General features: G+C 35.2%; 19 protein-coding genes. 13 read left to right on the top strand and 6 right to left on the bottom strand.

The features are described from left to right. Window positions 1–159: 159 nt before the first annotated feature. Complete coding sequence (locus AAGD45_RS06805) at window positions 160–531, bottom strand: HNH endonuclease (RefSeq protein ID WP_341761163.1); 372 nt, start codon at window positions 529–531, stop codon at window positions 160–162. Further along, window positions 491–1,954: a group II intron reverse transcriptase/maturase gene (ltrA, locus tag AAGD45_RS06800; RefSeq protein WP_341761162.1), complete on the bottom strand. Its 1,464-nt coding sequence runs from the start codon at window positions 1,952–1,954 to the stop codon at window positions 491–493. Before ltrA ends, AAGD45_RS06805 begins: the two co-directional genes overlap by 41 nt. A gap of 511 nt (window positions 1,955–2,465) precedes the next feature. Here ltrA and AAGD45_RS06795 point away from each other — a divergent pair. From AAGD45_RS06795 to AAGD45_RS06740, 12 genes are all read left to right on the top strand, one after another. Continuing rightward, a complete protein-coding gene (locus AAGD45_RS06795; RefSeq protein WP_341761161.1) occupies window positions 2,466–3,827 on the top strand; it encodes a hypothetical protein in 1,362 nt (453 codons plus the stop codon). Further along, on the top strand, window positions 3,820–5,397 hold the full coding sequence (locus AAGD45_RS06790; protein WP_341761160.1) for a portal protein: 1,578 nt from the start codon (window positions 3,820–3,822) through the stop codon (window positions 5,395–5,397). The genes AAGD45_RS06795 and AAGD45_RS06790 overlap by 8 nt, the downstream gene beginning before the upstream one ends. A gap of 7 nt (window positions 5,398–5,404) precedes the next feature. Next, complete coding sequence (locus AAGD45_RS06785; protein ID WP_341761159.1) at window positions 5,405–5,677, top strand: hypothetical protein; 273 nt, start codon at window positions 5,405–5,407, stop codon at window positions 5,675–5,677. A 51-nt stretch (window positions 5,678–5,728) separates the two neighbouring features. Further along, window positions 5,729–6,628, top strand: coding sequence for a PD-(D/E)XK nuclease family transposase (locus tag AAGD45_RS06780; RefSeq protein ID WP_341761158.1), 900 nt, complete (start codon window positions 5,729–5,731; stop codon window positions 6,626–6,628). A gap of 4 nt (window positions 6,629–6,632) precedes the next feature. Next, a complete protein-coding gene (locus tag AAGD45_RS06775; RefSeq protein WP_341761157.1) occupies window positions 6,633–7,421 on the top strand; it encodes a hypothetical protein in 789 nt (262 codons plus the stop codon). 150 nt (window positions 7,422–7,571) lie between these two features. Beyond that, window positions 7,572–8,882 carry a phage capsid protein gene (locus AAGD45_RS06770; protein ID WP_341761156.1) on the top strand — a complete coding sequence of 437 codons (1,311 nt, stop codon included), beginning with the start codon at window positions 7,572–7,574 and terminating at the stop codon, window positions 8,880–8,882. A 54-nt stretch (window positions 8,883–8,936) separates the two neighbouring features. Then, the gene (locus tag AAGD45_RS06765; RefSeq protein ID WP_341761155.1) at window positions 8,937–9,497 is read left to right on the top strand and encodes a hypothetical protein; all 561 of its coding nucleotides are present in this window, start codon (window positions 8,937–8,939) and stop codon (window positions 9,495–9,497) included. A gap of 529 nt (window positions 9,498–10,026) precedes the next feature. Next, window positions 10,027–11,016 carry an ankyrin repeat domain-containing protein gene (locus AAGD45_RS06760; RefSeq protein ID WP_341761154.1) on the top strand — a complete coding sequence of 330 codons (990 nt, stop codon included), beginning with the start codon at window positions 10,027–10,029 and terminating at the stop codon, window positions 11,014–11,016. A 264-nt stretch (window positions 11,017–11,280) separates the two neighbouring features. Then, window positions 11,281–14,799 carry a hypothetical protein gene (locus AAGD45_RS06755; RefSeq protein ID WP_341761153.1) on the top strand — a complete coding sequence of 1,173 codons (3,519 nt, stop codon included), beginning with the start codon at window positions 11,281–11,283 and terminating at the stop codon, window positions 14,797–14,799. Further along, complete coding sequence (locus tag AAGD45_RS06750) at window positions 14,796–15,377, top strand: Panacea domain-containing protein (RefSeq protein WP_341761152.1); 582 nt, start codon at window positions 14,796–14,798, stop codon at window positions 15,375–15,377. The genes AAGD45_RS06755 and AAGD45_RS06750 overlap by 4 nt, the downstream gene beginning before the upstream one ends. 2 nt (window positions 15,378–15,379) lie before the next feature. Next, on the top strand, window positions 15,380–15,946 hold the full coding sequence (locus tag AAGD45_RS06745; protein WP_341761125.1) for a hypothetical protein: 567 nt from the start codon (window positions 15,380–15,382) through the stop codon (window positions 15,944–15,946). Window positions 15,947–15,966: 20 nt separating this feature from the next. Continuing rightward, window positions 15,967–18,087: a hypothetical protein gene (locus tag AAGD45_RS06740; protein WP_341761151.1), complete on the top strand. Its 2,121-nt coding sequence runs from the start codon at window positions 15,967–15,969 to the stop codon at window positions 18,085–18,087. Window positions 18,088–18,288: 201 nt separating this feature from the next. Here the strand turns inward: AAGD45_RS06740 and AAGD45_RS06735 are convergent, their stop codons facing one another. Further along, window positions 18,289–18,528 (bottom strand): hypothetical protein, encoded by a 240-nt coding sequence (locus tag AAGD45_RS06735; RefSeq protein ID WP_341761150.1) that lies wholly within the window; start codon window positions 18,526–18,528, stop codon window positions 18,289–18,291. A 19-nt stretch (window positions 18,529–18,547) separates the two neighbouring features. Between AAGD45_RS06735 and AAGD45_RS06730 the strand changes: the two genes are divergently transcribed. Beyond that, window positions 18,548–19,405, top strand: a complete 858-nt coding sequence (locus tag AAGD45_RS06730) for a hypothetical protein (RefSeq protein ID WP_341761149.1) — start codon at window positions 18,548–18,550, stop codon at window positions 19,403–19,405. Window positions 19,406–19,776: 371 nt separating this feature from the next. On the opposite strand, the gene AAGD45_RS06725 is transcribed toward AAGD45_RS06730, so the two are convergent. The 3 genes from AAGD45_RS06725 to AAGD45_RS06715 all read right to left on the bottom strand — a co-directional run bounded on the left by AAGD45_RS06725 (window position 19,777) and on the right by AAGD45_RS06715 (window position 21,568). Continuing rightward, entirely contained in the window at window positions 19,777–20,838 is a 1,062-nt protein-coding gene (locus tag AAGD45_RS06725; RefSeq protein ID WP_341760931.1) for an IS110 family transposase, read from the bottom strand. 145 nt (window positions 20,839–20,983) lie between these two features. Then, window positions 20,984–21,145, bottom strand: a complete 162-nt coding sequence (locus AAGD45_RS06720) for a hypothetical protein (protein ID WP_341761148.1) — start codon at window positions 21,143–21,145, stop codon at window positions 20,984–20,986. A 234-nt stretch (window positions 21,146–21,379) separates the two neighbouring features. Then, window positions 21,380–21,568 carry an Rpn family recombination-promoting nuclease/putative transposase gene (locus tag AAGD45_RS06715; protein WP_341761147.1) on the bottom strand — a complete coding sequence of 63 codons (189 nt, stop codon included), beginning with the start codon at window positions 21,566–21,568 and terminating at the stop codon, window positions 21,380–21,382. Between the last annotated feature and the right edge of the window lie 119 nt (window positions 21,569–21,687).

Below are 21,687 nucleotides of genomic sequence, written 5' to 3'. Positions count from 1 at the left end.
CGATTTTATTCGATATTTTCGTACCCAACAACTCCAAACTGTCAGATCAAGTCTTTACTTTTACAAATAATATCAGTGTGCAACATTGTTGTAACCGTGATGACAGTTTCCCGTCATACGGCTCAAGCCTCTTTAAGCCCAATTTCTTTAGAACCAGCTTCAACATTTGAATCTCGGATTATGAACTTGTTTATGACAATTAATGTGAAGCATCATTAAATTAGAATTCCTATTATCTCCACCTTTAGACTTTGGAATGATATGATGTATATCCCAGTCAGTTTCTAGAGTTATTACTTGCTTACAATTCGGACATTTACCTTCTTGCTTATTCCATAATTTTTGCAATGTCTGGTCTCCTGCTAAAGAGTTATACATTTTATGTCCTAATCTTTTCTCAAAATAACCATCCCATTCTTTATCATATGGATTAGCTTCAGATAAAATCTTTACATGTCGCTTAATAGGAAGTTTAGCTGGGTCAACTAACTTATAGATTACTGGTTTTTTCACCTGATTTTGGTTTGACACCTTCACAAGCAAACCTCCAAGTATCGCCATTTATAAGTTTAAAATATTTATGTTTAACCCAACTACTACTCTTATTTGGATGCCTACGTTTAGCCCATCGCCATAAAATCTTAAATATCTCATGCCTTAATTTACTAAAACTCTCTTTAGCAACTATATGTCTATGGTACAATGTCCAACCTCTGATAATGGGATTGAGCATAGTAATCAATAGAACTTGTTTAATCATCTTGTTATCTTTAGCCACTTTTCTTATTTTTCTTATGACAGTTTGTAAGCTAGTTTTAGATGGCTTAGTAAGGAATTTGCCATTATATTTGCGTACATTCTGCCCCAAAAAATCAAAGCCTTGATCAATATGAGTAATTCTAGTTTTAGCTTTTGATAGTTCAAGTCCTCGCTCTTGCAAGAATTGTTCAACTATCGGCAAAACAAGATTTTCTAATTGCTCTTTAGATATGCCTGTGATAACAAAATCATCTGCGTATCTTATATAGTTAATCTTATGAGTTGGCTTTCTTGAGGATATTTTCATCGGAAACTTTTTAGCTAATAATTTACCTAACCCATCCAGTGCCATGTTTGCAAGTAATGGCGATGCTATGCCCCCTTGCGGAGTACCAGTTTCAGTAGGATAGATATTACCAGCTTCCATATATCCAGCTTTTAGCCACTTCTTTAATATAGTTTTGTCCATTGGGATGTTATCAAGAAGCCATTGATGACTAATATTATCAAAGCACCCCTTAATATCAGCTTCCAATATCCATTGAGCAGATTTTCCTGTAGATAGTACAATATAACATTGATGTATTGCATCTGCAGTTGAGCGCTCCGGTCTAAAACCATAAGAATGCCTATCGGCTGTTATCTCCGCAACTGGTTCTAACGCCAACTTATATAAAGCTTGCATGGCTCTATCTTTCATAGTAGGTATACTTAAAGGTCTACGTTGTCCATTTGCTTTAGGTATATAAATCCTTCTAAGAGAAGCTGGGTTATAACCATGTTGCTTCAAGTTAGTAATTGCTTGAGATTTAAGTTCTGGAGTGTTCCAGATTTCTCCGTCTACCCCAGCAGTTCTTTTTCCTCGATTCTCAATCACTCTTCTCACAGCAATAGCTTTTCCGCTAAAAGAGTGGGTTAGTAAGCGTTGTAAGGCTTTAACCTTACCCCATCTACCTTCCTTCGTTGCCTTTACGATACGCACTTGATGACTTTTAACAACTTTATTGCATTGACACCAATTAATATTGTGCCAATTCCTATCATTATCAGTAGACGCACTAGCTGTAATTTGACTTACAACCACCATTTGCTTTCCTCCTTTAAAAGTTTCATCAAATTCTCTCGTAATAAGAGACCACAACGGAAGTCTGACCGCTTTCGCGTGGAATAATGTTTCAATCCCTATCTGCTTCATTACAAAACAGCATTTGCTTTCTCCGTCTTTCCTCTACCTGCACCTCTATCAGCTCCTCTTACGATTCACCTTCCCTAAAGGGAAGAGATACAGGCTTACTGTGTTTTGCTTATGTAACAGTAAATGAGTTAGGTTCTACCTGTCTGCCGGTGATCGTTTAGTTTACGTATTGCGATTTTGTAACACAATAACCAAATCACTTCCCCTTTTGGGCAGAGCCTGTCAGCATCTTTGGCTCTTTGATGGTCACGACATTTATCAGTAGTTCATATACATTAACCATACCACTTAAGCCTAGCCTCTAACCGTTTGATGCTAGCAGTCTAGTTATTCCCTCACGGTTTTAACTCTCTTACGAGCCAAGTACATTGTCCTGATAGCTTCAAACAGTGAATCACTTCAATGCTTGTATCAGTAGGCTACTGTTGGTAGAACAACAGGTTAAATCTATTTTCATAGTTCAACAATTTCATAAGCAACCTCACATCGCCCGCAAAATACTATCAATAATTTGTCGCAGCAATTGCAACATGCTCAGCAGGGCTTACACTCTCTAGAGGAGCAACAGTATCAAGCTAGCATGAGAAGTTATGAGATGCAAAACCAGCTTGATTACCATAGCAGACAATATGAGAGTGGTTTAAGAAACATAGAATCACAAAGAGCTAGTTTGGTCACATCAGCTGATCAGCTAAAACAAGCTTTTGCAGCATTTACACAAAAAGCTCCTGCTCTTGATGCAAAGATAAGCGAGGTAGAGCAATTACCGGGTCAGTTTCAAAACCTGTATGATCAAGTAGCCCAGCGAAAAGAAAGCTTGAAAGGTTTAACCGAAGAGGAAACAGGTAGCCATATTACTCAATATCAGCAAGACGTTGAAGTGTTAAAAAAACAACGTAGTGAAACAGAAAGCAAAATACGCCATTCGATGGATAGCATCACCAAAGAGCATCAACAGCTAACAAGGGAAAAAGCTAATCTTGAATATCAGCTTGCTAACTACCAATCACAGCAAAATCGATTGTTGCAGGATACTAGTAACTTTGATAATGCTAGACAACAATTACTCAGCATGATTGAACAATACAAACAAGAACAGAACAGACAAGAGCAAATCACTGCTAATTATACAAAGCAGCAATCGCATGCTGAAGGGCTGCAAAACCAGTTGAGAAGTTATGGGGCGGCAGCTCAAAGCCAGTTGGATAGCTATGCTAGAGATTTAGAGTGGCGAGCTGGTAAGTATCAAAAATCTGCAAGAGATACTGGGCTAGCACAAGGATTGGGACTAACAGCTTTAACTTTTGGACTTGGGGCAGGCTTAGGAGGGATTGCTGCTGAGGGTTCAATACTTGCTGGGATAGGTTCGGGAATCCAAATGTTATCTCCGCTTGTTGGTATTGGTCATTATATGAACAGATCCGATATTAGTCGTAAACTTGCTGGTTTTGAAAGAATTAATCTTAACAACAATGATCCAAGTATAGGTGCTGATTTGTCGCGAATAGCAAGATACGGTCCATCAGGATTAGAAAAAAGAGCCATACCTGAGCTTGGTGGTCTAAAACAAGCGTTGGAACATTTTGGTATGCGGTCAGTGCCACAATTAAAAGATTTGCCGCCGTTACATGAATCTCTTGGCAAGATCGTGTCGCTTAAGGATATTGAAGGGTTAACCCTTGGTTTGCCTAGTATGACGGCAGCTAGCGGTAAAAAGTATAACTATGAGGTGTTATATGATAACGAGTTTATCAAAAAACTCAAGAAAGTGTCAAAGAAGCTGGGTACGCCATATTTAAACCCAAACTCAACCATAAACCCAAACGCAACACGTACCAATTACAACACAAATATGATGACAGCTTATGGCTGATAATGATTTAAACAAAAAAATTGAATATTTTGATAATCTCAAAACTAAACGGGAGAAGTGGCATCATATATGGGATGAACTGAAGAAATATGTTTGTCCACAAACTGAGAGCAATAAGGTAATATTTGACTCAACTTCTATTTGGTCACGGGAGCAACTAGCATCAGGTTTACAAAGTTTGCTGGTAAACCCAGCAATGAACTGGTTTAACCTTACTATAGTCGCTGAAAATGATGAGCAACAGCAATATTTAACCACAGCTGAACGCAACATGTTAGCCCAAATGCTAGAAAAAACTTTAATGGATATATTCAACAGTCCGGCTTCTAATTTTTATAATCAAATTCACCAGTTTTTTTTGAATTTATCAGCCTTTGGTACTGCAATATTCTATGTTGAAGAAGATTTAGAATTAGCACAGACCCTGTTCTTTCGTAATATTAATTTGCAGGAATGTTACTTTGAAGAGGATAAGTTTGGTTTTGTTAATATAATGTACCGACTATTTAGCATGCCAATTAAAGCCGCATCAGCTAAATGGTCAGACTTTGCCCCTTTCAAAGAAAGGTTAGCCCGAAATCCTGATGAAATAGTAGAAATATTGCACATAGTTAGCCCACAAGCTCAAAATCAGAAAAATAAAGGTAGAAAATTAACGGCAGCTAGTCCTTCAACATCTAGCTCATCGCTACTGCCCTATAGTTCAGAATACATCTATCTCGCTGAACAAAAAATTATCAGTCAATCAGGCTATTCTTATTTTCCATTTTTTGTCACGCGGTGGGTAAAAGAAGAAGGTGAAGTATATGGTTATGCTCCGGCTCATCATGTGCTACCTGATATTAAATTACTCAATAGTTTAAGACAAATTACCCTAAAAGTAGCCCAAAAACAACTAGACCCACCATTATTAGTGCCTAAGGATGGCTATTACTTACCTCTTTACACCACTCCGGGTAGTGTTAATTTCTATCGTAACGGTATGGCGGATAAAATAATACCCCTAACTGGTATGGAGAATATCCTACCAACTGAAATCGAGCAGAATCAATGCCGCGATGCTATATTTAAGGCATTCTATGTTGATATATTCAGAATGCAGAAAGAAAACAAAGAAATGACTGCCACTGAGGTGCAAATTAGAACGGAAGAACAATACCGTTTAATGTCCCCGATGGTTGGAAGAATTGAGAGTGAGTTGTTAAATCCGTTAATTATGGCGATATATCAAACACTAATCAAATATAACAGAGTACCGATCTTAGAGGGGGCAAATAGCCCACCTGAGATAGAGATTGGATATGTTTCACCACTATCTAGGGTACAGAAAACATCAGCAATAGCCAGCGTTGAACAAGTATTAGGTTTTTTCCAAAGAAGTGGTATAAGTAACTTTTTTCCTGAGATTTATGATAATATTAACTGGGATGAGTGTTTTAAACTATTTTTTGAACTACGAGAAGCCCCAAGCTCAATCCTCAAGAGTGAACAAGAAGTATTACAAATCAGACAACAACGTAAGATGATGCAAATGCAACAATTACAACAGCAACAACAGATACAAGGGTAAGGAGTACATGAAACTATCATCATCCCCATCAAATTTACGAACAAAAGAACAATTAAAATCAATTTATTGCAAGCTTTTTAGTGGAGAAGATGGTAAAATAATATTAGAGGATTTAGCTCAAATGAGTGGCATATATCGCAGCAATTTTGTTCGGCAAGAAAGTGAGTACACTGCCTTTTTGGAAGGACATCGGGCGTTGTTCCTATATATATGCTCGCAGGCTTCAGAAGATGATGGAGTTAATAATATTGATGGTGCTAAAATTAGTAGTTTACAATAGTGAAAAGTATTTTTTAAATAGACAAAGATTTTTTTATAATGAGGATAACTTATGAGCAGTAAACCGCTGATATCGTTGGACTACGCAATTAAATATTTACTCAAGAATAAAGGTGACTATGAGATAGTCGAGGGTTTTATTTCGGCGATACTTAGAGATGTTGGCGGCTATTCGGCAGTAAAAATCATTGCCTTACTTGAAAGTGAAAGTAATAAAGAAAGTGAAGACTTAAAGAAAAGCGTTGCTGATGTTATTGTTGAAGACCAACAAGGTCATAAATATATTGTTGAAATAGATCGCACATATACTAGCCTCTTTCTCCATAAAGCTTGTTTTAATACTAGTAGATTGATTGTCGATAGTATTTATGCTAGTCAGGATTATACTACTATCAAGAAAGTATTTCATATCAACTTAATATATTTTGCTTATGCAGGGATGAAATCGCCTTTATATCACGGTAAGACTATTTTTAGAGAAATCGATCGAGAACATCCTATAGACCTGCATCTTGCTGATACAGAAGGTAAGGTAGTGGATATTCATAATGTATTTCCAGAATATTTTGTTATTTCCGTACCACTTTTTGACGATATTATAAAAAAGGAAATGGATGAATGGTTATATTTTGCTAAACATGCTGAGGTTAGAGATGATTTTAAGTCACCTTATATGAAGAAAGTAGCTGAGCGTCTTAGTGTTCTCAAAATGACTACTCAAGAACGTATAGCTTATAATAAATATGTCAATGAGTCCTTAAAACAACGTGATTATATAGTTTCAGCTGAGCAAAAAGGTATTGAAAAAGGTGAAGAAAAAAATGCTATAGCTACAGCAAAAGAAATGTTAATTGATAATGAGCCAATAGAAAAAATAGTTAAATATACAAAACTAACTATTGAAAAAATAGAACAGTTAAAAAAAGAAATAGAAGAGTTAAGAAAAGAGTAAGCCGATGAGCAAAGAAGTAACTGCTAATAACTATGAAACTAGCCCTACCTCTAGTAACGACTGGCTAGCTAACATGCCTGAGGACATCCGCAAAGCTGAGTCATTGAGTAAATTTAAAGATGTTTCATCTTTGGCACAGAGCTATTTGGAAGCAGAGAAGAGCTTGAATCAACGAGTTGCTGTGCCAAAGGATGACAGCTCTGATGAAGAGTGGCATAAATTTTATTCTAGGATGGGGCTGCCTGAGGATAAGAAATATACTGATAAACGAAGCAAAGAAGATGAAGAATATATAGCTCGTTATGAGGAGATGTTTTACCAAAGCGGTCTGTCTAAAAAGCAGGGTGAGAAGTTACTGAATTCTTTGTATGGTTTCTCGCAGGATTTGCAGAAGCAGCAGCAAGAAGGCATCGAACAAGCTCGTAATGCAAATATTGATTTGCTGAAAAACAATTACGGTAATGAATTCGATCGTAAGATGACAGTAATGCAAGCAGCTTTGTCTAAGTTTGGTACTAAGGAACTAGCTGGTTTAATTGAAGAATCAAGCTACTCACCAGCTTTAATAGATTTATTAGTTCGGGTCGGTGAAACGTTAAAATCCGATTCGTTGGTAACTGGTAATGAATCACCAACAATTACCAGCCGAGATAAGGCATTGCAAGAAATTAATAGACTTGAATCTGATACTGAATTTATGGTAAAATTGAATGGTAAAGATCATACAGGACATAATCAAGCTGTTAAACGTATGGAAGAACTGTACAAAATCGCATATGACAAAACGCAATAAGTAAATAATGCAAACAAGAAGTAAGTGATAACTCTCTTAAGGCTGCAATCCGCAATAACCTATCAAAAAAGAGCCACTGGACAATAGTGATTAATATTAGACTTTGAAATTTTAAAAAAGTCTATTGATAGAATATTGAGGAGATAAAAAATGGAACAAATAACCGATAGCCTTAAAGAACAATTTGCCAAAAATATCAGCCTAGTTATCCAACAGGAAGGTTCAAAGCTACGCAAATGCGTTACTAATGGTACGCAGGATACTGAGGTAATTAGCTTTGAGTCAATGACTACCCATGAGGTGGAGAGTAGAGCTAGACACCCAATTGATCATAATGGCTTACATGGACATTATGCTGATGATGGAGACCCTGCTAGATTAGAACAAATAGAATTTAAAATTCCCACTATTTCAAGACGCTTTTTGACGGCATCAAGCTATCATTGGAACGCTACCATGGATAGAAATGATAAGTTGAACTTATTAACCGACCCCACCTCACATTTTCCTAAAATGGCAGGTTGGGCAATGGGTAGACAACAAGACCGGGTAATTATTAGTGCTTTTGCCAGTCCTGTTAGAGCAGGACGGACAGGCAACAATGTGATTCACTTTGATGTAGTTAATAATGTGATACCGGTAGGAATTAGGGTTACTGATGTTAATTTAACCTTAAATGCTCAAGCTGCAGTTGCTGGCAACAGAGGCATCATTGACTCGAAAAGAGCCGGACTAACTGTTGATAAACTAATAAAAGCTCATCATATCTTTAAAAAAAGCTCTTTTGGCATGTACGATAAATTGTATTTACTATGTTCGAGCAATCAAATCTCCGACTTGTTACGCGATCCGCAAATTACCAATTATGACTATAATAACGTTAGAGCTTTAGTGAGTGGTGAAGTTAATAGTTTCTTAGGATTTACCTTTATTACTAGCGAGATGTTGGGTGGTATATTTGATAATGCTGAGGATGCGGTTCAATTTAGATATGCTGTTAGGGATTGCTATGCTTTTAATGAAGGAGCTATAAGATTTAACACAGTCAGTGGTTCTAATAAGAAGGGCATTGAAGAGCTAGTACAATATCACTATGCCAAGGTATTATATTATAGTGAAGCTTTTGGAGCGAGCCGTGATAATGAACAAGCGGTAGTAGTGATTAAATGTTTAGAGAATTATGACCGCAACAGCCATCGTGGTGAGTTGTGGAAAGCAATAGAGGATGTGAATCACAAGAAAGGTGTGCATAGCATAACAATGCCATGGCAGATGTTTGGCAATCAATGTCGGAATAGTGACAATACAGAGGATATTAATGAAAATGATTTAGCAGTAATCGCCAACGATAATTTAGCTACTAGAGTACAAAGGCTTGCCGTAAGAAGAGCAGCTGTCGGTGCTATTGTTGGTGGTGTTGATGATGATGTTGGTATTATTGAGCATGAGGATGATGCATAACTACAAAATTTATTTATGGAAAATTTGTATTATTTGTAGTTGAGTGTAACTACCATGAAATATGAGATTATCAAGAAGGCAGTAGTACTACTTGGGTCAAATGTTGGTATTAGTAGCATTGGTGGTGGCAGGATATCGAAAGCCGAAGAATTATGTGAGGAGTTTGTTAATCCTGCTATTGAAGATACTGTGCTAATGGTTAAATGGTCATTTGCCTTACGGAGAGTCGATAATATCGAAGGTAATAGACAAAACTTCACTGAAATACCGGATATTAATGATTGTATTAAATGTGCGGTAATAGTGCCATCTAATCTACAATTTTATACGGAAACAGGTAAGATTTACTTTAAGGGTGGTAAACTTACCTCGCTGTTTTACTATAGCAGAAATATTGTTGATAATTTACTAAATAACGATACGACTATTTGGCAACAAGTGCCAAGCAGCTTTAAGTTATTAGCGCCTTTGTCCTTAGCCTCACAAGTATCATTTGCTATGTATTCTGATAGTGTGTTTACTGATGGACTAAAGAAACAATATTTGATCAAATTAGAAGAAACAAGAAGGCTGTACTCTGCCGATTATAATTTAATTAACTCAGGAGAAGTATAATATAGAGCTAGCCTAAAAAGGTTAGTCATAATTGTAGTATGGCTAAGACTTTTCCGTTTTGGTGATAAATTGTCCTACCCTCAGGGTAATTTAAAAGTCACAATCATTAGTTGCTATAGATACAAATCTAACCACTATCGATGTCATCCCTGCTTCGGTGCGGGATCTATATTACTTAATAGTCTTTCAGGCTTATTTTTTTAGATTCCCGCCTACGCGGGAATGACATCGAGTGCATATTAAGCATTTTTCCCTTTATCTATTAGGCTTGCAGCCCGACTTTTAAATTACCCTGCTATTCTAGTACTTCTAACTTCTTTACTAAATTTGTTAGTAAGGCTATAATAGTTATTGATATATTAATAATATTTATATGAGGAATAGTTATATGCAAATTGATATTATACAAAAGAAAGATGCATTTATAAATATACTGAAAGTAGCTTTGGAATGCAATTCATATGCACTAGGGGTTTTATATAAAACAGGTTAGATAAATACTCAAGGCGTAGTTGGATTTACAGCTTTAATGTGGTGTGCAAATAGTAATGAAGACCATTTCAAGTCAGCTCGGTTGTTATGCTCTTACAATGCTGATGTAAATCTTTTAGATCAGTATAAAAATACAGCTATAATCTATGCAGCCAATAATAATCATATCAAGATAGTTAATTTACTAATACACTATGACGCTAAGGTAAATATCAAAAATGTTGAGGGGTATACAGCTCTAATGATAGCATCTCAAAAGGGTCATACAGACATAGTTAACTCACTAATCAAGTATGGAGCTAAGCTAGATGTTGCAAATAAAGATGGTGCTACAGCTCTAATGATGGCATCTCAAAAAGGTCATACAGACATAGTTAACTCACTAATCAAGTATGGAGCTAAGCTAGATGTTGCAAATAAAGATGGTGCTACAGCTCTAATGATGGCATCTCAAAAAGGTCATACAGACATAGTTAACTCACTAATCAACCATGAAGCTAAGCTAGATGTTGCAAGTAAAGCTGGTACTACAGCTCTAATGATGACATCTCAAAAAGGTCATACAGACATAGTTAACTCACTAATCAAGTATGGAGCTAAGCTAGATGTTGCAAATGAAGACAGTGCTACAGCTCTAATATATGCAGCAGCCTATGGTAGGACAGATGTAGTAGAGTTGTTATGTAAACGGTTATGTGAGAAAGGGCATACTGTAGATGCACAAGATAACCATAACAATACGGCTCTAATATATGCAGTAAAGAGCAAGCATGTAGAGAGCGTTAAATTACTATTCCGTTATGGAGCTGATAAAAATATTATTAATGAGAATGGAGAGACAGCTGCAAACATAGCAGAACAAAGTGATAACCTAGATATAAAAAAGTTATTATGCGATGAAACAGCGGATGTAAATCTTCAAAATAATGATACACTTCCATCTCATATTGATGTAGCTACAGAGGATGCTGATTCAAGTGATGTAATAGGTGATTTAGGAAAGACACATGAAAATTATGATTATTAAAATTTGTTGTGATTTATAATTTCATATCTAGATTAACTATAAAATTACAGGTAATATTATATAAATATCGTAGATTAAAAGATTTTTTAAAAAACATCTAAAAGTAGGAAAATAATTATTGACATACAATTATAAATAGATTATACCATAAATAATAACTATTGGTAACTAAAGATTATGCAAGAGCAATTTGTATATTCATAAAAAAACAACTTCTCAGGTGGTGAACTAACTCCAACCATTGAGGGAAGGACAGAGCTGGCTTTGTATCAGAACGGAGTTAAGAAGTTGATTAACTTCATGCTGCTGCCATCAGGTGGCATTATGCGTAGACACGGTACACAATTTGTTCACTTGTTCACTGATAATGTGCCAAAGAAAATGGCAGCAGTAATGTTCTCAAGGAAATTATCCTACTTGCTGGTTTTTGAATCGCATCAGCTAGAAACTCGTTGCTTATTCTTTGTTGGTGGTGAATTGTTGTTAACTAGTAAAGTTATACAGGATGAAGGGCAAAATTTTCATTTTCGTCCTAAAGATTTTTCTTACGTAGTTTTTCAAGGGATTGCTTATATTTCCTTTGGTGAGAAGCAACCAATCTTTAAATTCTCCATTGACCCGGAAATTGTCGAGCAATTTTACCAACATATTGAAGAGCAGGCAAGAAAGAGACAGGTAGAATATGGTGAAAGAGCTGAGATAGCGTCCAGTAGCAGCTATGAGCTAGCCAGCAATTTCCCTAACAAAGATAAGATGTTTATCATTGAAGCATTGAAATGTCATGTTAACTATTTTTCGACAGGACGAAGTGACCAAAGAGATCGCTTAATACAAAAACCTTTTAATGAAGTAATCTACGGAGCAGAGGTAGACAAAATTAACGATGAGCTAAAAGCTATTCATCAACGAGCGGCTAACCTATCAGCTGGACAAAGCAATATATACCAAGCCACGTCGGAGAAATTATACTGTGCCTCAGTAGTTACATTTGAGAACCGACTATGGTGTTTTGGTGCTAATCACAACATCCACTCAATTTGGGCAAGCTACAAAGGTGATTTCAGTGATTTTCGAATGGCTTACAGAACTTTACTAGAAGCACGAAATCCATTAACCGCTTTTTCTGCTACTTTCTCTTCAGCTACCTTTGATAATGTTCTGTGGTCAGTACCTTTTGCTGATGAATTATTATTAGGTACTAGTGATGGCATTTATTTAGTCAAAGAAGGAGATCGAGCGAAGGGAGAGTTTGTCAAAATCCATAAAGAGATTGAGCTACCAATATCACCACTGAAACCAGTAGTAATCGGTAAGACTATCTTCTTTGTTGAAGGTAATGGCTGTAAAATAAATAGTTTGTATTATTCACAAGAAAAAGGCGGTTTTCAGATATCGGACATTACTGCCTATGCAGAACATATATTTGCTGGTGGTATTAGACAAATTGTCGGCTGTAATAGCCCATTTTCAATGGTAGTGGCAGTGCTAAAAAATGGCTCTTTTGCTAGTTTCATCTATTCGCATGATTTAAAAATTATGGGCTGGTCACAACATTGGCTGGGTGGCAATGGTCAAGTATTAGGCATCACGCCAATCTATGCTGAGAGTAGCGATATGTTATATTTGCATGTTCGGAGAAGTGATGATACTGGTAGAAGCAGCAAGGAATATCTAGAAGTGCTGCAAACTCGTTATTTTTCTGCTAAGAATTTTGTTACTGATAAAGCAGTATATGCCGATTGTCATGTAAATATCCAACAGCCCGGAGAGAATGCCGCCTACCGCTCAATCATACAAGCATTAAAAGACGATAGTGCTTATGAGTTTAGAGGTGATATAACAAAATTAGAGCATATTGTACAAGCTCAAGCAGAAACTATTCTAAGACTTAAGCTAGATAATGTTAGTGATTGTTTTAAATACAAAAATAGGCTAGTTGCTAATTATGATGAACATAGAGCAGAGATAGAGAATTTTTTACAAAAATATTATAAAAATTATTTACCGAAGATTATGAATATTTTGGCGGTATCTTTTGCCTATCATCGAATATTCTCGCGTATTTATGCGGAGTTAGACAATCTATTTTTAAATAATCCTGAAAGCTTTGTTACAATCGAGCAATTATTATATGACGGTGAGCGGCTTGGTGGTGATATTATTGAAGCCGTGGAGCTACTAAATGAAATAGATGTACCAGCTATTTTAAGAGATGGTGGTTTGATGGAATATCTGCCTAATAGTGCTTTTTCTTTTTGTCCAACTATTTGCCTGCAAATAAAAAAGTTAAATACTGAGTTAATCAGGTTTATTGCTGGTACGGTGCAAGATATTATGGCAACTGCCAAACAGAATATTGAACTACAATTTGAAGTAAGTAGAGAGATACAAGAAATGCGACTAGCGGTTAGTCACCTCAATAAGAAAATATTGCTATATTATGCCGAGCAGGATAGTGATAAAAAATCCGGACTGCTAGTTAATTTACAAAAGTTTTTTGCCAAAACTGCAGTAGATTTTTACCCAGAATTGCTAAATATCGCTCATCCGGAACTGACTAAATATATATTTGGTGAGCAGGTTAAACAATTAGTTAACCAACAAATAGTAGATTTAGACCGACATACTAGCAAAGAGCAACTAGACAATAAACTATCAAGCATTACTAATCAGTTAATCGATAAGCTACAACAAATACATAGTGATAACAAGATTAATGAACTTAGTAACTCCAAAAGACGAGAAGAAATAGTTGAATGCTTAAGGAGTATCATACTCGATAAACCATTAAGCAAAGATATTAGGGAATATATTCTATCTGATATTTTTAGTCAAACTATCGATGGAATTGTAGATGAAGTACTAAACAGAATTGCCCCGATAATGGGCAGAGATCGTAAGTCCTCATTATCGTCCTCTAGAGCGTCGGTATATAGTAAAGAAGGTTATACTGACCTATTAGAGGATAGAATATTTGAGCAAATGCAAGAACTCAAAGAAGAGCTAGCTTATTTGCAGCGTAACATTATTGAGTATTGTCAGTTAATTATGCCGAGCTTTCATCCAGCTTTACTGAAAGATATCCTTGAAGATGAGAAGAGTATAAAATTAGAGAAATATTTACTATTATCAAAAAGATATTTTCCAGTTTTTAAAAAACTATTTCCTGATATTGGTGGGTATGAATTAAGTAGTATAGCTCGTAACTGCCTACCATCATTCCAGCAAATCAATATTGCCACTATATTACCAATCTTTCAGAAAATTGCTGTATCTATTATTGGTGATGAGGAATTACATGATTTAAGGATTATCGATAATGAGCTGATTAAGCTAAAACATCCAGTAAGACATTTGTCGGTAGGCTTTCCTTATTCTTCAATATTACAGACTTTTCCTCTGATATTTCCGGATGAATACGAGCATGCTCCGAAAAAAGACGCTGAATTAGGATTAAAAGTCTTTAATAGTAAAGGTGGTTATATTGAAGAAAGGTTAGATAATGGACAAATAGACAGGCAACATATTAATAGTAGATATGTAGATAGTGATGCGTTGATTAGATTGGTGAATGATAAGAAATATTTAACAACATCAACAGCTACTAAAGAAGTATGTGACTTATTTGCCACTCCTTACCAATCAGGCTGGGTGAATTTTATTATGCACGGAGAAATTAAAACTGATATTGATGTGACTTTTAAGGTCGATAAGCCTTATCCAGTTAGTATATTAAAAATCTATGCTAAAGCAAAGATTTTACCAAATTACAAGGGTATATGAATAAAAAACAAAGAGACAAGATACTTAGTTGTTTGGATATAGCTAATTATTTTTTAGTTTTAGTAGATAGAAAAGCCGGCGATACCCTAACCCAGCTAAAGTTACAAAAACTAATATATTTTGCTCAAGGAATAAGTCTTGCTTTATTTGATAGACCACTTTTTGCAGAAGAGATTGAAGTATGGAAACATGGAACAGTAGTACGAGCTTTACGTTCAACATTTGGTAATTTTGAAGATGATGGCATTCCTCCGCCTAGAGAAATAGATTTTGATATTTATAGCAAAAATCAGAAAGAATTAATTTATAAAGTCTATTCTTTTTATGGTGAGCATACAGCTGCGTATTTACGTAATTTAATACATACACATTCTATTTGGTGTGAAGCTATTATACGCCAAGATAAAATTATTACGAAAGAAGAAATGTGTAAGTTCTTTAAAACTGATGTAATAAAGAATATTAAAGATTATCTTTTATCAATTTCAAAAGAAGATATTGTTCAAATAGAAAATGCTGAAGATCAATGGTGGATGAATTATGACAGTGGAATTCCTGCAGAAGATATTACAAAATAACTATGTTTGATTTTTTAAATTTTTTCTCAAGTGGAGAGAGTATATTTGCTACAGGAGCATCTTTATTTAATACTTACGCCCAACTAAGAAGTAATAAAGAGAAGACCAAGCAAGCCTTATATGAGCAGCAGCATTTATTGAGACAGCAACAGGAGCATCTTAAGTTTGATCGTCAACAATTATTTGAGCGAACCGCTGAATATGGAGCGATATCGAGTTATCACGTGGATATGTTACGGCAAGAGCAGTTATATAATCGTCAGCAGCTAGGCTATAATATCCTCAAAACTGGTATTGGTATAACTGGCACTGATTCAGCTGGCTTATTACTACGACATATGGCTTATATGGATGAGATGAAGGCAAGAAGCGTAGAAGCTGAACATTTTCACCAACGACCAAGATCAAACTTAAACACGACAATGATTGATTTAAATAAGGAAGCAATTAACCGTAATATTAGTTCGATCAAGTCAGCCTCACCTTGGCAGAATCTTGGTACGGTTTTAAGCGGTGTATTTGACCTTGCTAAAATATCAAGAATTAATGAAGGAATAATAGAAAAGTAAAAGGAAAGTGATAAACAAAGATGAAATGGCAAGTTATAGCAGGGATAAGTCAGAGAATTAATGAAGAAGCTAAAGGCTATTTGATACGCAAGCTTGAAAAAGATGCTAACGTAGAAACGCCACATTTATGGTCAGATTTCCTTAGCGATACCACCAAGCATCTAAACCAGTCACAAAGTAATATTGAAGTAGCTACCAATAGTAAAACTGGTGGTCTGACATGTTTAACGCAATTTGATGAGATGCACCCGGATTTTCTTGAGAATAACAAACCATGTCTTGATTACTTTCTAAGTAAATATGACCAACGAGCCAATGATTATTTGCAGCGTACTAATAATCCACTGACCAAACGTTTGTTGCAAGCTAAGATTAATGATTATAGGATATCGTTAGCTGGGCAAATAAGTCACACAGAAGCCAAGCTGATTGATGGTAAACGTCACCATTTAGCAATTGAAGCCATTGAAAAACTAAAAAACGCTACCTATGACAATCCACAGCTTTACACTAATCATTTACAAGATATTACTATTGCCCTTAGCTCTTTATCTCTACCACCATTAGAACAAGACAACATGCTTTTGCGTGCTAAGCAAGATTTAGCTTATGCAGCAGCTCTTGGTACTTTAAGACAATCACCACATTCTATATTGAACCCCAATATGATGTTTGACTGGAAACAAAATTTATCGCTAGAGCAGAGAATTAAGCTAGAGGGACAAGCCAATAATCTACTGCACCACCAACAAATAATGCAACAACAGCAATTGCATTTGTTAATAAAATCTCATTTTGATAGTATTTTAGAAAAAGGACAAGGCATTGATGGTATTGACAATCTAGTACAAAAAAGTTTTGATCCTAATGATCCTAGATTGCTGCAGTTCAAAGCTCAAGAAACTTTGTACAAAGAAGCCTTTATTATCAGACAGCAATTAAAGCTTGCTTCATTAGACCAATATCAACAAATATTACAACAAATTGCCCCTAATTCAGGAGATATTGACTATCATCAAAAAGAGCAAATATATCATATTTTGCAGCAAGAATGTGATCGACAAATTAAATTAGCTAAAACAGACCCGGCTAAATATGTTGAACAATTATATGTTGAAGATATTCCTAAGGACATGCCTTTATTTCAACGTTATCAGCTCAGAAAACAATTACAACAGCAAAAAGGCATAGCTAGTTACAATCAGAAATATTTAATGCAAGCTGAACGTGATGAATTTTTAAAAAAGATTGCTAGTAAAGACATTAATCAAATTAAACAAACAATTGATAGTATAATTAATCTGCAAGATATTAGAGACAATGTAGAAAATAGTAGACAATACGGAGTAGAGATACTGGAAGAAATCTTAAGCGATAAAGGAGATATAGAGCTACTGATTCACTCCTATGCTGACAATAAGATGTATAACCGTAACTTTGCTTCAGTCTTTTTAGAAATGTTGCCCATTAAAGATCAATTATTTAACAATCAGGAAAAAACAGAATTTAACAAAGCAATTGACGAAAATAATACAATAAAAGAATGGAGTAAGAATTTAGCTAGAGCCAATATCCAAAGTGCCGCAGAGATTAACTATATGAGGCAGGGGATAAGATATTTAGCAAGATATTACCAAAGAGTTGAGGGTTTAACAATTAAGGACTCAGTAACCAAGGCAACCAAGAAAATGATTAGTGAGGTTTATATGTCAATAGATAGTAAAAATCTGCAAATCCCTCGTCAGATAATAGTAGAGGGCATGATTCATGATTTAAATGCTGATTATATTGAAGCTAGTCTATCAGAGCTACAAGTTGGTATTATTACTGGCAATGTATCGTATAATTACGCTACTAGTTTTTCAGTAACAGGTGATGCTACGAGTGACCCAGCTAGAAAATATGCGGCTGAAAGAGTTTTACGAGAAGGGAAATGGAAACTAACGCCGAATAAAAAGAGTGTTTATTATACTTTTCCTACTAAAGAGGGTCATTATTTGCCTATCATGGCAACAGTTGGTCAAATATTAAAATTTGATTTGCTAGAGCTAAATAACCCCCTAGCCTTAGAGCGGCAAAGACAAAGATTAAAACAATTATTACAAGTAAATGATTTAGGTGAAATATATCATGCTCGGTAGAAACTATTCTATTTTGATACCAGATTATGTGCCTAATCAAAGCGTTTTTGATCTGTTAGGTAGTAGTAAATTAGATGTTTGGCGGGCGTCTGCTAGGCAAGCTTATGCAGATAGTCCAAGCCTATCAACTTTATGGTAAGCTTTTGACCCACAATATATTATTGATCCTGAACTGCAGGATATTGCTGAATATTTAAAAAGTTATAATAACAAATTAACCAAGGAAGAGTTTGAGTAAAAATATGCTGAATCAGGTTTAAAATATGACCCTAATTTTACCGAAGCACTAGTAGAAGATATTTTAGAGAGGAAAAAGCAGCGAGAAATTAATGAATATATTATTGCTGCGGGTAAAGGCGGATTAGTTGAAGCTACTCTTAAATTTGGAGCTGAGATAGTATTTGGTAATTTATCACTAATTAACATTGCTGCTAGCTTCATTCCTATTGGTAGAGCAGCAATGTGGGCGGCACTTAGCCAAAAATATGGCAAAATTCCAACAACATTAGTTAAGGATTTGGTAGGCGGGGCTATAGGTCAGGGAGCTACCGAGCCAGTTCTTCATAATGAACGACATACTGAACAAAGACCTTATGACTTGTCAAATAGTTTGATTAATATTATAGAAAGTGGTTTATTTGGTGCAACTTTGCATGGTCTTGGTTATTCGGCTAAATATTTGCGAGACAGATTGTATTTATATTCAAATAAGCTACATCCTGAAATTGAGACCTTACATCCGATAGTTGATAGTCAGTTAAAAGATAATATTGACACTGTACTAAAAGAATCATCTCCTCAGGAGAATATAATAGAAACTGAGCAAATTGATAGTCAAATACCAACAAGTACCGATATTAATATTGGAAACAGTTCTTTATCAAGGTTAGCTGAGTTACAAGCAAAGAAGTTACAATTAATTACGGCAGCCGAGCAACAATTTCCCTCATATTCTGCCCAGCAGCGGCAAATAGCAGAATTACAACAACATATGCATGATCAGTTTGGTACTAATGGTAAGATTGAAGCAATACCAAGATGGTTCTTGGATATGTTACTAGAGGAAGAAAGCAAATTACAACAATTATATCAGGAGCATATTAATAACCCGGAGTTTCAGGAATATTTGATAGCAGTAAAACAATTGGATCAGCAAATTATCAATAATTTACGGCGTCAGCAATGGGAAACTAAAGGCTATGATTTATCGCCTGAGGATTTATATATAGCAAGAAAGCAGTTAGAGGAAGGCAAACATATCAATCTTGAGACTCATCTTCGAGATAAATATGAGCAGAAATTATGCTATAGAACGTGAGTATTATGCGACGAGTGGAGTGTAGAATTAAATTCTCGTTACTGACTACATGTATGAACCTCCTGTAAAATGCAAGAAAAAAATAACATCTAATAGCAAAAATGCAAATGCATACATGTATCCGGCTTATAGTTAATAAATTATGTGTAATTTATCCTACAGCCCTGATGGAATTCGCTGGCTTACAAATTTACTATATACTTATCATTTTATCGGCTTCAAAGAGCCATTGTAGTCATCAGTTTTTTTGTAAGCTAAGGTTTGTCTTATTTACCATCAATATTATTATCTCACGCATATTCCGGGTTGGAATCTCTTACATATTCTTTGTTTACCTATTAATTAATAAACCACTATTTATTTTATGTTAATTATAATAGCTTTGTGCTACAAACTTTACTCTCTACATAATCATCCCCTGACCTTAGTACTGCAAACACCACTCTTGCCAGTTTATTAGCTACAGCAACTACTATTTTATTATGTCCATTTCGCTCAGATAAATTAAACATCCACTGCGTAAATTTGCTAAAATCTTTTTTAGATTTTTGTTCTTCCGATGTAAATCTTATCTTGGCATTTAGTACAGCTCTAGCTCCTTGGATCAATAGAGTACGCAAGTAAACATCACCTCGCTTGCTAATTCCAAGCAACTTATCTTTCCCTCCACTGGAATGCTGCCTTGGCACTAATCCAAGCCATGCCGATAATTGCCTACCATTCTCAAAACTTGTAGCATTACCTATTGATGCTATTAAAGCACTAGCAGTAATTAAACCAAGACCAGGTATAGCTGTTAATCGTTGATATTGAGTTAAGTTGCTAGCTATTATTTTTAATCTTTTTTCTATCTCTTTTATTCTTTTGTCATTATCCAAAAATTCCTCTTTCAGTTCACTAAATGTTTGATAACCCAGCTGGCTTAAATTTCCTTCATCTAAAATCTCGGTTAATTTTGTCATAACCTTATTGATCCCTTGAGGAATAATAAAACCAAATTCATGTAGTAGCCCCCTAATTTCATTAGCAAGGGCAGTACGATTTTTTACCAATCTCTCTCTTACTCGATGAATTGATAAAATATCTTGTTGTTCTACAGTTCTAATTGGTACAAACCTCATATTTGGTCTTGTTACCGCTTCACATATAGCTTCTGCATCAGCTTGATCATTTTTATTAGTTTTAACATACGGTTTGACAAATTGTGCTGCCATTAGTTTTACTGTATGCCCCAATTTAGTTATTTCTCTTGCCCAGTAACTAGCTCTACCGTAAGCTTCCATTCCTACCAAACATTTTGGCGTATTAGCCATAAATGTTAAAACTTGATCTCTCATTAATTTTTTCTTTAATACCGTCTTACCATTTTTATCTACACCATGAATTTGGAAAATTCTTTTTGCAATATCTATACCAATTGTGGTAACTTCCATCTTAGCCTCCTGATTGTTATTTTAATATTTAATATTAACTTTAGAAGATTAGCAACTGCTTTTCATTCTGTATATCAGGAGGTCCATACCATTATTTTTTCACCTGTGGAATTTTATAATAAAGAAATACTGATAAAAGTGTACTTTAATGACAAGAGTTTTTATTTGAAACAAAACAATGGTAATACACATAAGAAGCATTATGTTGACTAATTTTTAGTATGTCAAGTAGAAAAGTGATGTTTACATGACTACAAACTTCATGCCAAAACCACTGCAAACCTGATTCTTTAGACGTTTTAAGCACTTTTTTGTCTCGAAGATGAGTCGCTACGGTATTTTAAATCAAAGATTCACTTGCGTTCAATCTATTTCGATTTTGTCTTGCCTCCATTTTTTTTCCAACTAAATACTTTGGTTCGGCTTTCGCCCTTGCTTAGCACAAATTAGTTACCCGATTTGCACCAAAGGCGTGACAATAGGATTTCGATGCTGTCCTAATGCATATTCTTTTGTGCAACTTCATGTCGCACATGTTCTATCAATGTGAAAATATAACATCCTGATCATTAAATTTAGCTGAAAATAATACATCCGAGCTACTACGAGTAAGCCTTGGTTCAATAAAGCTTGCGTTTTCTATTTTTAACGTAGACGTATCAATTATAGCCAGCACATCCTTAGGCAAATGAGTTTTAAGAAAATCATAAGCTACCATAGGATTTTCCATTGCTACTTTAACAATTTCATCATACTTCGGCTTCTTTGACTTTTTGGACTTCTTTGTGGTCTTTGTGATCAATAATAAAGAAGCCTAGCTAAAGAGCAAAAAGAATAGGCAGGGTTACT

The sequence above is a fragment of the Candidatus Tisiphia endosymbiont of Thecophora atra genome (genome assembly GCF_964026395.1).
Taxonomy (GTDB): domain Bacteria; phylum Pseudomonadota; class Alphaproteobacteria; order Rickettsiales; family Rickettsiaceae; genus Tisiphia.
This window is presented reverse-complemented; position numbering and strand designations above follow the sequence as displayed.

What these genes read in the sequence shown, in the direction of transcription:
- AAGD45_RS06770 (WP_341761156.1), top strand. Translation starts at nt 7,572, where the DNA reads ATGGAACAAATAACCGATAGCCTTAAAGAACAATTTGCCAAAAATATC.
- AAGD45_RS06740 (WP_341761151.1), top strand. Translation starts at nt 15,967, where the DNA reads ATGAAATGGCAAGTTATAGCAGGGATAAGTCAGAGAATTAATGAAGAA.
- AAGD45_RS06775 (WP_341761157.1), top strand. Translation starts at nt 6,633, where the DNA reads ATGAGCAAAGAAGTAACTGCTAATAACTATGAAACTAGCCCTACCTCT.
- AAGD45_RS06715 (WP_341761147.1), bottom strand. Translation starts at nt 21,568, where the DNA reads ATGGAAAATCCTATGGTAGCTTATGATTTTCTTAAAACTCATTTGCCT.
- AAGD45_RS06750 (WP_341761152.1), top strand. Translation starts at nt 14,796, where the DNA reads ATGAATAAAAAACAAAGAGACAAGATACTTAGTTGTTTGGATATAGCT.
- ltrA (WP_341761162.1), bottom strand. Translation starts at nt 1,954, where the DNA reads ATGAAGCAGATAGGGATTGAAACATTATTCCACGCGAAAGCGGTCAGA.
- AAGD45_RS06735 (WP_341761150.1), bottom strand. Translation starts at nt 18,528, where the DNA reads ATGAAGCTAGCAGCAATGTTAATTAGTGATAAATTACCAAATACTATC.
- AAGD45_RS06780 (WP_341761158.1), top strand. Translation starts at nt 5,729, where the DNA reads ATGAGCAGTAAACCGCTGATATCGTTGGACTACGCAATTAAATATTTA.
- AAGD45_RS06785 (WP_341761159.1), top strand. Translation starts at nt 5,405, where the DNA reads ATGAAACTATCATCATCCCCATCAAATTTACGAACAAAAGAACAATTA.
- AAGD45_RS06730 (WP_341761149.1), top strand. Translation starts at nt 18,548, where the DNA reads ATGTGGGCGGCACTTAGCCAAAAATATGGCAAAATTCCAACAACATTA.
- AAGD45_RS06745 (WP_341761125.1), top strand. Translation starts at nt 15,380, where the DNA reads ATGTTTGATTTTTTAAATTTTTTCTCAAGTGGAGAGAGTATATTTGCT.
- AAGD45_RS06725 (WP_341760931.1), bottom strand. Translation starts at nt 20,838, where the DNA reads ATGGAAGTTACCACAATTGGTATAGATATTGCAAAAAGAATTTTCCAA.
- AAGD45_RS06760 (WP_341761154.1), top strand. Translation starts at nt 10,027, where the DNA reads ATGTGGTGTGCAAATAGTAATGAAGACCATTTCAAGTCAGCTCGGTTG.
- AAGD45_RS06790 (WP_341761160.1), top strand. Translation starts at nt 3,820, where the DNA reads ATGGCTGATAATGATTTAAACAAAAAAATTGAATATTTTGATAATCTC.
- AAGD45_RS06765 (WP_341761155.1), top strand. Translation starts at nt 8,937, where the DNA reads ATGAAATATGAGATTATCAAGAAGGCAGTAGTACTACTTGGGTCAAAT.